Genomic DNA, 12,181 nt, shown 5'->3' on the forward strand with positions numbered 1-12,181 from the left:
GACTCGCGTTAGGTAAAATGTATAATTTGTATAGTTGTCTATATCAATAGACAAATTTAGCGAAGAGGAAAGTTGGCGATGCGAGGACAGGAAGCCCGCGACCAGGCCGAGCGCAAGGCCGCCATGGCGACGCTGGCGCAATCGAGCGGCGACGACATCGTGCGGCTCTGGAACGAGGCCGGCCTGCCTTCGCAAGCCGAATTGCTGCGCGGCCCCGAGACCGGCCTGGTCACCCTGCGTGGCCGCATCGGCGGCGGCGGCGCGCCCTTCAATGTCGGCGAAGCGACCGTCACTCGCGCTACCGTCCGGCTGCCATCCGGGCAGGTCGGCCATTGCTACGCGCTTGGCCGCGACAAGCAGAAGGCGAAGCTGGCAGCCATCGCCGACGCGCTCTGGCAGGACCCTGCCCGCCGCACCGAGGTCGAGACCGGGCTCATTGCACCCTTGCGGTCGGCTCTGACCGCTGCCCACGAAAAACGCCGCGCCGAGACGGCGGCAACGAAGGTGGATTTCTTCACCATGGTTCGCGGAGAAGATTGATGGATATCGCTGCGCAATCGATCGAAGGCGGTTTCGCCGATCCGGTCTTCAACGCCCAGGCCATGTTTCGGGCCGTCATGGGTGCCATGGCGCGGCCTGGCAGCGTCCAGCCGTTGCCGGCGCTGGCCCGCCCGCCGGCGCCGCTTTCGGCAACATCAGGCGCCATTGCCCTGGCGCTGTGCGACAACGACACGCCGCTCTGGCTCGACCCGGCACTGCATGCATCCGCGGCGATCGGCTCCTGGCTTGGCTTCCACACGGGCGCGCCGCTGGCCAATACGTCGGCCGACGCGCATTTCGCGTTCATTGCCATGCCCGCCGAGATGATGGCGCTCGACGGTTTTTCGCAGGGCACGCAGGATTATCCCGACCGATCGACGACGCTGATCCTGCAGGTCGGCGACCTCGCTTCAGGGGCCCCGCTGTTGCTGGAAGGCCCCGGCATCGAAACCAGCGCCACGATCGCACCGGCCCAGATGCCGCGCCATTTCGTCGAGCAGTGGAAGCAAAACAACAAGCGCTTTCCTCGTGGCGTCGACATCATCCTCGCCACATCGGACGGCATAGCCTGCCTGCCGCGCACGACGCGCATCAAGACGATGGAGGCTTGAAGATGTATGTCGCGGTAAAAGGTGGCGAAGCCGCCATTGCCAACGCTCACAGCCTGCTTGCCGACCGCCGGCGCGGCGACCGCTCGGTGCCGGCGCTGCGCCTTGACCAGATTGTCGAACAACTGGCGCTCGGCGTCGACAGGGTGATGAGCGAAGGCTCGCTCTATGACCGTGAACTCGCCGCGCTAGCTATCGTCCAGGCCCGCGGCGACATGATCGAGGCGATCTTCCTGGTGCGCGCCTACCGCACCACCTTGCCGCGCTTCGGTTACACCAGCCCGATCGACACCAGCGCGATGCTGGTCGAACGGCGCGTCTCGGCGACCTACAAGGACCTGCCTGGCGGCCAGCTGCTTGGTCCGACTTTCGACTACACCCACCGCCTGCTCGACCCGGAGCTTGCCGCCGGCGCCGATGTCGCCGAACCGTTGCAGCGCGCCGGCGAGGCCGATGCCATGCCGCGTGTCTCGGCCATCCTTGCTCGCGAAGGCCTGATCGAGCCCGATGGCGACATGCCGCAGGACCACATTCCCGGCGACATCACCCGTGAGCCGCTGGAATTCCCGGTGGCGCGCGACATCCGCCTGCAGGCGCTGTCGCGCGGTGACGAGGGTTTTCTGTTGGCGCTCGGCTATTCCACGCAGCGCGGCTATGCCCGCAACCATCCCTTCGTCGGCGAGATCCGCATCGGCGAGGTCGAGCTGGAACTCGACGTGCCCGAACTGCCTTTCGCCGTGCCGCTCGGCACGGTGCGGGTCACCGAATGCCAGATGGTCAACCAGTTCAAGGGCTCGGCCAAGGCGCCGCCGCAATTCACCCGCGGCTACGGCCTCGTCTTCGGCCAGAGCGAACGTAAGGCGATGGCCATGGCGCTCTGCGACCGCGCCCTGCGCGCCTCGGAACTCGGCGAGGACATCGTCGCCGCCGCGCAGGACGAGGAGTTCGTCATCTCGCATTCCGACAATGTCCAGGCGACCGGCTTCGTCGAGCATTTGAAGCTGCCGCACTATGTCGACTTCCAGGCCGAGCTCGACCTCGTGCGCCGCATGCGCGCCGAGTATGAGGCCCGCGAAAATCCAGCAAAGGCGGAAGAAAAGAAGGAGGCAGCGGAATGACTGCGCAACCGACCGACATCGCCACCTACAACTTCGCCTATCTCGACGAGCAGACCAAGCGGATGATCCGCCGGGCGATCCTCAAGGGCATCGCCATCCCCGGCTACCAGGTGCCGTTCGCCTCACGCGAAATGCCGATGCCCTATGGCTGGGGCACCGGCGGCGTCCAGGTCACGGCATCGATCATCGGCCCCGATGACGTGCTGAAGGTCATCGACCAGGGCGCCGACGACACTACCAATGCGGTCTCGATCCGCGCCTTCTTCAAGAAGGTCGCCAATGTCGCGGTAACCACCGATACCGCCACTGCCACCATCATCCAGACCCGCCACCGCATCCCTGAACAGCCGCTGACGGCTGGCCAGGTGCTGGTCTACCAGGTGCCGATTCCCGAACCGCTGCGCTTCCTCGAGCCGCGCGAGACCGAGACGCGGAAAATGCATGCGCTGGAGGAATACGGTCTCATGCATGTGAAGCTCTACGAGGACATCGCCAAGCACGGCCGCATCGCCACCACCTATGCCTATCCGGTCAAGGTCGAGGGCCGCTATGTGATGGACCCTTCGCCGACGCCGAAATTCGACAACCCCAAGATGCACCGCTCGCCGGCCTTGCAACTGTTCGGCGCCGGCCGCGAAAAGCGCATCTACGCGGTGCCGCCCTTCACCGATGTGGTCAGCCTCGACTTCGAGGATCATCCGTTCGAGGTGCAGACTTTCGACCAGCCCTGCGCGCTGTGCGCGGCCGAGAATGTCTATCTCGACGAGGTCATCCTCGACGACCATGGCGGCCATATGTTCGTCTGCTCCGACACCGATTATTGCGAGAAGCGGCGTGAAGAGGGCCATCGCGGCCACCTTGCCCCCGAAACCGATCTTGCCCCAGGAAACATGGAGCCGGCGCAATGACCGACGAACCGCTGTTGCGCGTCTCGGCGCTGTCGAAATTCTACGGCTCGCGCGTCGGCTGCGACAACGTCTCCTTCGACCTGTGGCCGGGCGAGGTTCTGGCGGTCGTCGGTGAATCCGGCTCCGGCAAGACGACGCTGCTCAACTGCCTGTCGACGCGGCTGCTGCCCTCTTCCGGCACCGCCAGCTACCGCATGCGCGACGGCCAGTTCCGCGAGCTCTACCGCATGAGCGAGGCCGAGCGCCGCTTCCTGATGCGCACCGACTGGGGTTTTGTCCATCAGAACCCGGCCGATGGGCTGCGCATGACCGTGTCGGCCGGCGCCAATGTCGGCGAGCGCCTGATGGCGGTCGGCGACCGCCATTACGGCAAGATCCGCGCCACGGCCGTCGACTGGCTGTCGCGCGTCGAGATCGAGGAAGACCGCATCGACGACGAACCCCGTGCCTTTTCCGGCGGCATGCGCCAGCGCCTGCAGATCGCCCGCAATCTCGTCACCGGGCCACGGCTGGTGTTCATGGACGAGCCCACCGGCGGCCTCGATGTTTCCGTGCAGGCGCGCCTGCTCGACCTCCTGCGCGGTCTGGTCACCGACCTTGGCCTTGCCGCCATCGTCGTCACCCACGACCTCGCCGTGGCGCGGCTTCTGTCGCAGCGCATGATGGTGATGAAGGACGGTCGCGTCGTCGAAAGCGGCCTCACCGACCGCGTGCTCGACGACCCGCGCGCGCCCTACACGCAATTGCTGGTTTCCTCGATCCTACAGGTTTGACGATGGCGCTTGAACACCCCCCTCTGGCCTGCCGGCCATCTCCCCCTCAAGGGGGGAGATTGGCAGTTTCCATGTCCCGCCTATTCTACAATGCAGCAGATTGGCGACGACGAATGCGACAGCCGATCTCCCCCCTTGAGGGGGAGATGCCTGGCAAGGCAGAGGGGGGCGCTGTCACGCCGACGATTGACGGTTGGAGAACCTTCTGATGCCGACCCCTCTCGTTGTCTCCGACGTGGCGAAAAGCTTCACCATGCATCTGCGCGACGGCATCAAATTGCCTGTCGTCGCGGGTGTCTCGTTCTCGATCAAGGCGGGTGAATGCACCGTTCTCGGCGGCCCGTCCGGCGCCGGCAAGAGCTCGATCCTGAAGATGCTCTATGGCAACTACGCCGTCGACGAGGGCCAGATCATCGTCATGCACGAGGACGGGCTGATCGACCTTGCCCATGCCAGCCCGCGCACGGTGCTTTCCGTTCGCCGGCAAACGATCGGCTATGTCAGTCAGTTCCTGCGCACCGTGCCGCGCGTCTCCGCTCTCGATGTCGTCGCAGAACCATTGGTTGAACGCGGCGAGGAGCGCGAGGCGGCCCGAGCCAGGGCACGCGCCTTGCTGGCCCAGCTCAATCTGCCGGAAAAGCTCTGGATGCTGCCGCCGGCAACCTTCTCCGGCGGCGAGCAGCAGCGCGTCAACATCGCGCGCGGTTTCATCACCGAACATCCGATCCTGCTGCTCGACGAGCCGACCGCATCGCTCGACGCGACCAACCGCGACGTGGTGATCGAACTCATCGCCGCCAAGAAGGCGGCAGGCGTCGCCTTGCTCGGCATCTTCCATGACCACGAAGTGCGCGAGGCGGTGGCCGACCGCGTCATCGACGTTACCGCCTTCGCGCCGGGAAAGCTCGCCGCATGACCAGGAAATTGTCGGAGACGCCGCTGGTCCACCCGACGGCGGAGGTGCACAACTCGACGCTCGGCCGCTGGACCGAGATCGCCGACCGCAGCCGGGTTTCGGAAAGCGAGCTCGGCGATTATTCCTACATGATGCAGGACTGCGCCGTCTGGTGTGCGACGATCGGCAAATTCGCCAACATCGCGGCCAGCGTGCGCCTCAACGCCACCAACCATCCGACATGGCGGCCGACGCTGCACCACTTCACTTACCGCGCGTCGGACTATTGGGACGACGCTGAGCATGAGAGCGAATTCTTCGCTCAGCGTCGCGCCAAGCGCGTCACCATAGGCCACGACACCTGGCTCGGCCACGGCTCGACCGTCCTGCCCGGCGTCACCGTCGGTGATGGTGCCGCGGTTGGCGCTGGCGCGGTCGTCTCGAGGGACGTCGCGCCCTACACCATCGTCGCCGGCGTGCCGGCCAAGCCGATCCGCGAGCGCTTCGACCGCCGCACCGCCGAGCGCTACCAGGCACTGGCCTGGTGGGACTGGGACCATGCCAGGCTACGCGCTTCGCTCGACGATTTTCGGGATTTGTCGGCCGAGGCGTTCCTGGAGAAATACGAAGGATAGCGCAATTCCAGGAAAACTGGGAACCGGTTGCGTCAGGCAAAGAGACAGAGCCCTCACATCATCGTCATAGAGCGAGCCTGTTCATATCCCTGACATAAGATTCGGACAGGACGCCATCTCCCAAGGAGATCGCCATGCTCGAAACTGTCAGGCCCTCGCTCGCCGGATTCTTTGCCGGCTCCAATCCGTCGCCGCCGACGCATCTCGGCACGCGCTACGACGCGTCGGGCAACTTTCTCCTCGAGCCCGGCAACACCGTCGTCAGCCATCTGGTCAGCGGCTCGCCATCCGAAGCGGTGGTGCTCACTGTACGCAATCGGATGATGGCAATGCCGGACGCCGATCGCCTCGCCTTCACGCCGGTCTCCAGCCTGCACATGACGCTGTTCCAGGGCGTCATCGAATATCGCCGCCGGTTGCCTTACTGGCCGCGGGACGTCCCGCTCGACACCAGCATCGACGCCATGACCCGGCTCTATCTGGAGCGCCTCAAGGGTTTCGAGGGCGCCGGCCCGTTCAACATCAAGGTGCTCGAGATCGTGCCGACCGGCCTCACCGTTGCCGGCGCGACCGACGAGGACATGCGCATCATACGTGCATGGCGCGATGCTCTGACTGTGCCGTTCGGCTACCGGCACCCCGACCACGACAATTACGTCTTTCACATCACCTTCGCCTACCAGATCCAGCGTCTCGCCGACGACAGCGCTGCCGCATGGCAGGCGCTGTTCGACGATTGCCTGGCGCTTTTCGCGCGGCAGGCTCCGGTGATCGAGATCAAGGCCCCCGCCTTCTGCGCATTCCGCGACATGAAACATTTCGAGGAATTGCTGGTGCTTGGCTGATCGCCAGCAGGACGCCGACCGTCGTATCTGTGGAGCGTAACAAAACTGACATGCCGGCGACACGGCAGGTTCATGTGGCTGCGTTAGGCGAGAGCCTGACGATCAATATGGACCGGACTGGAACCAGCCCATGTCAGCAAGCTCTGCCACGCTCGAAATCCGCGGCGTCAGCCGACGATTTGGCAAGAACACCGCCGTCAGTGACGTCAACATCTCGATCCCGCAGGGGCAGATGGTTGGCGTCATTGGCCGTTCGGGCGCCGGCAAGTCGACTCTTCTTCGCATGATCAACCGTCTTGTCGATCCCAGCCAGGGGTCGATTTTTTTTGACGGCGCGGAGGTTTCCCAGTTGCGCGGCTCGCCCTTGCGGCGCTGGCAGCGCGATTGCGCCATGATCTTCCAGCAGTTCAACCTGGTGCCGCGCCTCGACGTGCTGACCAACGTGCTGCTCGGCAAACTGAACCACCGCTCGACCCTGTCCAACCTTCTCGGCATGTTCTCGCGCGCCGAGTGCGCAGAGGCGGTCGCCGCGCTCGAGCGGCTCGACATCGCCCGTACGGCACTTCAGCCGGCCGGCACCTTGTCTGGCGGCCAGCAGCAGCGCGTCGCCATCGCCCGCGCCATGATGCAGCAGCCCAGGGTGATCCTCGCCGACGAGCCGATCGCCTCGCTCGACCCGCTCAACGCCAAGGTGGTGATGGATTCGCTGCAGGACATCAATCTGCGCGAAGGCATCACCGTCGTCACCAACCTGCATACGCTCGATACCGCTCGTACCTATTGCAACCGCGTCATCGGCATGGCCGCCGGCAAGGTCGTCTTCGACGGGCCGCCCGAAGAGCTCGACCGCGACGCCGTGCGTCTTGTCTACGGCGCCGACAGCAATGGCGGCGAGATATCGGAGGTCATCACCTCCACCAGCGTAGCCTTCAAGCAGAAGATCGCCGCATCCGCCGGACCGCTCGAACCCGCATTTCCGGGATACTGAGCCCATTACGGGCATAGCGAGCAGCCTGGATCGTCCGCCCGCGTCAAGGGCACTTGTCAAGATCAAGAACGCTGCCGGCGCGGGGCCGGAACTTACAGGAGAGATATCAATGTTCAGGAAGATGGTTTTCGGTGCCGTTTCGGTGCTCGCCATGGCCACCAGCATGGCCCACGCCGCCGACATGAAGGAATTTCGCGTCGGCATTCTCGGTGGCGAAAACGAAACCGACCGGCTGCGCAACTACCAGTGCCTGGCCGATCACCTGAAGACGGAATTCGGCTTCGAGAAGGTTTCGCTGTTCCCCGCCGCCGACTATGACGGCGTCATCCAGGGCCTGCTCGGCGGCACGCTCGACTTCGCCGAACTCGGCGCTTCCGGCTATGCCAGCGTCTATCTCAAGGATCCGAAGGCGGTTACCCCGATCCTCACCACCAAGCAGACCGACGGCGCCACCGGCTATTATTCTATCGGCCTGGCGCTGAAGACCTCCGGGATCACCGACATCAAGTCGGCCAAGGGCAAGAAGCTCGGCTATGCCGATCCGGATTCGACGTCCGGCTACCTGATCCCGCTGACCCAGATTCCGAAGACCACCGGCGCCTCGAACGAGGCCTTCTTCGCCTCGACCCAGTTCAACGGCGGCCACGAGAACAACATCCTCGCCCTGCGCGACGGCAAGGTTGATGTCTCAGTCGACGATTCCTCGGGCATCGGCGACTTCAAGAACGGCTACACCTCCGGCACCTTCCACAAGGAAGTCGCCAAGGGCGCCGTCGACCCCAACGACTTCGTCGAAGTCTGGCGCTCGGGCCTGATCCCGAACGGCCCGCTCGTCGTGCGCACCGCGATAGGCGACGACATGACCGCCAAGCTGGCCGCCTTCTTCACCGATCTGCCCAAGAAGGACAAGGCTTGCTTCGAAGGCGTCGAAGGCGGCGACTTCACCGGCTACGTTCCGGTGAAGCCGGACTTCTACAAGGTCATCGTCGAAGCCCGTAAGGCAGCCATCGGCGGCTAACGGCGAAATTGCAAAGGGGCGGTACTTCGAAGTACCGCCCCTTTTTGCATCTCCGATCATGACCCTTTCCGTGACAACCCCCTCCGGCGCCACCCACCAGACGGCCGATGCATGGCGACGCCAGACGTCGCTGCGCCGGTTCTATACCGTGCTCGGCGTCGGACTGCTGCTTGCCGCGATGCTCTCCAGCATGTGGTTCGCCGACGAAGCCAATGCCGGGCATTTCTTCGACCGGCTGCCGCACATACTGGATTTCCTGAGTTGGCTGGTCCCGAAGGACTGGAACGACGTCTGGCGGGCGCTGTTCGACATCGCCTCGCCGCATGATACCGGCACCCAGGAATTCAACTTCCCGCTTGGCCGCGTCTATGTGTGGGGCGGTTTCTACGTCCCCGAATATTTCGAGCTGATGCTGACCACGGTGAACGTGGCGCTGGTCTCGACCTTCATCGGCTTCATCTTCGCGGTGCCTTTTTCCTTCATCGCGGCGCGCAACCTGACGCCCCATCCGGCACTGAGGCTGGTGGTCAAGCGCTTCATGGAATTGCTGCGCGCCTTTCCCGAAATCGTCATCGCCGGCCTCTTCGCAGCCATCGTCTCGACAGGTCCGATCGCTGCCATCATCGCCATCGGCCTGCATTCGATCGGCGCGCTCGGCAAGCTGTTCTACGAGATCAACGAGAACATCGACATGCGGGCCGAGGAAGGCCTGACGGCGGTCGGCGCCAACTGGTTCGAGCGGGTGCGCTTCGCCGACCTGCCCCAGGTGTTGCCCAATTTCGTTTCCCATACGCTGCTGCGGGTCGAGATCAACGTGCGGGCCTCGACCATCATTGGCGCCGTCGGCGGCGGCGGCATGGGCGAGGAATTGAAGCTCTCCATCTCACGGGGCTTCGGCGCCAAGACGCTGGCGCTGGTTCTGCTGCTGTTCACCACCATCTTCATCATCGACCAGTTTTCCGCCTGGCTTCGCCGCAAGCTGGTCGGCGAACAAGCCTTTATGATGGGGGCGTAAATCATGGCGACCATGACCCCCGAGGAGATTCTGTCGATCGAGGCGCGCCACCCGCAGGTGTTCCAGCACCCGGCCTACAAGCGCTTCGGTCCGCTGCTCCTGTTCGTTGGCACTCTCCTCTATCTGGTCTATGCCTTGTGGTTCTTCAGCCTGCCGCAGGTGTTGCGGGAATCGCACTGGGAGCGGCTGCCACTCTTCCTGACGCAGTGGATCAGCTACGATTTGCAGCCGGAATTCCGTCTCGACCAGCCGGAGATCACGCCCAAATACCCACGTTTCTCGGCGTTGGGCGACAATCCAAATCCGGATTGGGTGATCAGGAATGCCGACGGTTCCTTCACCGTGCGGATCGACGGCCAGGCCAAATCCATCACCTTCGACAAGACCTATGCGACGATTGTCGCTCATGGACAGACAGTGCCGGTGGCCCTGACCAGCGGCAAGCCTGTAGTCTCGGGCCTGGTGCCCGACTGGATGACGGTTCATGACGATGAGATCGTCGCCAAGATGGGCTTCGTCGGCGAGGTGCGCGTCACCGTCGACCGGGTCAAGGTGCGCAAGCGCTTCCTCGGCTGGGCGAACTTCGTCTTCGACACACGCTCGCCCTTCTTCGGCAAATCGGCGGGGGAAGTGATCGCGCTGATCGTATCGGGGCCTGAGCTGAAACCGGGGACCTCTAATCTCGCGCTGGCCGGCGACAACATCTGGAACAACGCCCAGTGGCAGCACGGCGATGTCTGGACGAAGCTCTTGCAAACCATCGTCATGGCGTTCCTCGGCACGCTGCTCGGCGGCATCGTCGCCTTCCCGCTGGCCTTCTTCGCGGCGCGCAACATCACGCCGAGCGGCGTGCTCGGCCAGGTGCTCAAGCGCTTCTTCGATTTCATGCGCTCGGTCGACATGCTGATCTGGGCGCTGTTCTTCACCCGCGCCTTCGGCCCCGGACCGCTGGCCGGCAGTGCCGCGATCTTCTTCACCGAGATCGGCACCCTCGGTAAAGTCTATTCGGAAGGTCTGGAGAACATCGACGACAAGCCACGTGAGGGAGTGCTTTCGACCGGCGCCAACGGCCTCCTGGTGCAGCGCTACGGCGTGATGCCCGAAGTGATCCCGATTTTCATCAGCCAGACGCTCTACCAGTGGGAATCCAACACCCGCGGCGCCACCATCATCGGCGCCGTCGGCGCCGGCGGCATCGGCCTGAAACTGTGGGAAGCCATGCGCACCAACTCCAACTGGGCCAACGTCTTCTACATGGTGCTTTTGATCCTGCTCGTCGTCTTCATCTTCGACAACATATCCAACTTCCTGCGCCGCAGGCTGAGCCGGACGATCCACGACTACAACAGGATCCAGGCCAAGCAGGGTTGATTCGTCCTGTGGTGCAGATGAGGCGAGAGGCCGGCGGGACAGCGCCCCCCTCTGCCCTGCCGGGCATCTCCCCCACGAGGGGGGAGATCGGATGTCATCCGTGCTTTCGCCAATCACCAGCGTTGCAAGAAAGCGACGGCCGCGAAGCTGCCAATCTCTCCCTCGTGGGGGAGAGACAGAGGGGGTCCTGACCGGCTACATGGGTAACAGAGTAGACCGGCGACATGGGTAACAGGTCAACTGTTCGGCGAGGAGGACCTTGCCGATGGGATGGACGGAGACCTGTGCGGTGGAAGAGCGGATGCGCTTTATGGTGGCGGTTGAGAATGGCGAGGAATCGTTTGCGGCGATCTGCCGGCGGTTCGATGTGAGCCGTCGGGTTGGTTACAAGTGGCTGGCCCGCTTTGAAGAAGAAGGGGTTGGCGGCCTGCTCGACCGTTCGCGAGCTCCGCTACATCATCCGCAAGCGATTGCACCGGCCATTGCCGAGCGCTGCCTTGGGGTGCGGCGCGCGCATCCAAGCTGGGGGCCGGTGAAGGTGCGTGCCTATCTGGAACGAGGCGCGCCCAAAACGGCTTGGCCGGTGGCGAGCACGATCGGAGAGCTGTTCGATCGCGAGGGGCTGACGGTGAAGCGCCGGTTGCGCCGTCGCAGCCCGCCATCGAGTGCGCCCTTTGCCCATTGTGAAGCCGCCAACGATGTCTGGTGCATCGACTTCAAGGGCTGGTTCTTGACCGGTGACGGCAAGCGGTGTGAACCGTTGACGGTGACCGACGCTCATAGCCGCTATCTCCTGCGCTGCCAGGCACTGCCCCACACGGACACGGACCATGTCTGGCCGGTGCTTGATGCGGCTTTCCGCGAGTTCGGGCTGCCCCATTACATGCGCTCGGATAACGGCTCGCCCTTTGCGTCGTGCGGCGCTGGTGGACTGTCGAAGCTGTCGGTGAAGCTGATCAAGGCGGGCGTTACACCCGAACGCATTGCCCACGGCAAGCCGCAGCAGAACGGCCGCCATGAACGCATGCATCTCACTTTGTTGCAGGACGTAGCCGACCCGCCGGCACACAGCATGCGCGAGCAGCTCAAGCGATTGCGCCACTTCCAGCGGATGTACAACGAGGAACGCCCTCACCAAGCGCTCGACAATGCCACGCCGGCCGAGCGCTACCGGGTTTCAGCACGCCGGTTCGACGGTGTCCTGCGTGAGCCGGAATATAGCGACCAGGACGTGCGGCGCGTCCGTCGCAATGGAGAGATCAAGCTCGATGGCAAGTTCGTCTACATCAATGCGGCTTTGGCCGGTGAGCCGGTCGGTCTGGTTGAATCCGAGGGCTGTTGGACCGTCAGCTATGGTCCGATCGTGCTCGGTACCATTGCCTATCGGAGCGATGAACTACGAAAACCAAAGCGAAAGGGCCGTGGGCCGGACCCACAGCCCCAGCAGCAACAGACATGAACGAAACG

General features: G+C 63.9%; 13 protein-coding genes. All 13 read left to right on the plus strand.

Translation table 11 applies throughout. The features are described 5' to 3' along the window. Positions 1-78: 78 nt before the first annotated feature. On the plus strand, positions 79-540 hold the full coding sequence (gene phnG / locus LB543_RS07710; RefSeq protein WP_224613653.1) for a phosphonate C-P lyase system protein PhnG: 462 nt from the start codon (positions 79-81) through the stop codon (positions 538-540). Continuing rightward, on the plus strand, positions 540-1,151 hold the full coding sequence (phnH, locus tag LB543_RS07715; RefSeq protein WP_224613654.1) for a phosphonate C-P lyase system protein PhnH: 612 nt from the start codon (positions 540-542) through the stop codon (positions 1,149-1,151). The genes phnG and phnH overlap by 1 nt, the downstream gene beginning before the upstream one ends. A gap of 2 nt (positions 1,152-1,153) precedes the next feature. After that, positions 1,154-2,266, plus strand: a complete 1,113-nt coding sequence (locus LB543_RS07720; protein ID WP_224613655.1) for a carbon-phosphorus lyase complex subunit PhnI — start codon at positions 1,154-1,156, stop codon at positions 2,264-2,266. Then, a complete protein-coding gene (locus LB543_RS07725) occupies positions 2,263-3,174 on the plus strand; it encodes an alpha-D-ribose 1-methylphosphonate 5-phosphate C-P-lyase PhnJ (RefSeq protein WP_224613656.1) in 912 nt (303 codons plus the stop codon). Before LB543_RS07720 ends, LB543_RS07725 begins: the two co-directional genes overlap by 4 nt. Beyond that, the gene (phnK, locus tag LB543_RS07730; RefSeq protein ID WP_015315654.1) at positions 3,171-3,947 is read left to right on the plus strand and encodes a phosphonate C-P lyase system protein PhnK; all 777 of its coding nucleotides are present in this window, start codon (positions 3,171-3,173) and stop codon (positions 3,945-3,947) included. The genes LB543_RS07725 and phnK overlap by 4 nt, the downstream gene beginning before the upstream one ends. Positions 3,948-4,155: 208 nt before the next feature. Next, positions 4,156-4,863: a phosphonate C-P lyase system protein PhnL gene (gene phnL, locus LB543_RS07735; protein WP_224613657.1), complete on the plus strand. Its 708-nt coding sequence runs from the start codon at positions 4,156-4,158 to the stop codon at positions 4,861-4,863. Further along, entirely contained in the window at positions 4,860-5,477 is a 618-nt protein-coding gene (locus LB543_RS07740) for a DapH/DapD/GlmU-related protein (RefSeq protein ID WP_140756390.1), read from the plus strand. Before phnL ends, LB543_RS07740 begins: the two co-directional genes overlap by 4 nt. Positions 5,478-5,611: 134 nt before the next feature. After that, positions 5,612-6,322: a DUF1868 domain-containing protein gene (locus LB543_RS07745; RefSeq protein ID WP_224613658.1), complete on the plus strand. Its 711-nt coding sequence runs from the start codon at positions 5,612-5,614 to the stop codon at positions 6,320-6,322. A 130-nt stretch (positions 6,323-6,452) separates the two neighbouring features. Further along, positions 6,453-7,310 carry a phosphonate ABC transporter ATP-binding protein gene (gene phnC, locus LB543_RS07750; RefSeq protein ID WP_140756394.1) on the plus strand — a complete coding sequence of 286 codons (858 nt, stop codon included), beginning with the start codon at positions 6,453-6,455 and terminating at the stop codon, positions 7,308-7,310. Between the two features lie 109 nt (positions 7,311-7,419). After that, positions 7,420-8,328 carry a phosphonate ABC transporter substrate-binding protein gene (gene phnD, locus LB543_RS07755; RefSeq protein WP_224613659.1) on the plus strand — a complete coding sequence of 303 codons (909 nt, stop codon included), beginning with the start codon at positions 7,420-7,422 and terminating at the stop codon, positions 8,326-8,328. Positions 8,329-8,386: 58 nt separating this feature from the next. Then, positions 8,387-9,343, plus strand: a complete 957-nt coding sequence (gene phnE / locus LB543_RS07760) for a phosphonate ABC transporter, permease protein PhnE (RefSeq protein WP_224613660.1) — start codon at positions 8,387-8,389, stop codon at positions 9,341-9,343. A gap of 3 nt (positions 9,344-9,346) precedes the next feature. After that, entirely contained in the window at positions 9,347-10,714 is a 1,368-nt protein-coding gene (phnE, locus tag LB543_RS07765; protein WP_224613661.1) for a phosphonate ABC transporter, permease protein PhnE, read from the plus strand. Positions 10,715-10,979: 265 nt separating this feature from the next. Next, positions 10,980-12,173 carry an integrase core domain-containing protein gene (locus LB543_RS07770; protein ID WP_224613662.1) on the plus strand — a complete coding sequence of 398 codons (1,194 nt, stop codon included), beginning with the start codon at positions 10,980-10,982 and terminating at the stop codon, positions 12,171-12,173. The last annotated feature ends 8 nt before the right edge of the window (positions 12,174-12,181 follow it).

Source organism: Mesorhizobium sp. ESP7-2, assembly GCF_020164715.1.
Classification (GTDB): domain Bacteria; phylum Pseudomonadota; class Alphaproteobacteria; order Rhizobiales; family Rhizobiaceae; genus Mesorhizobium.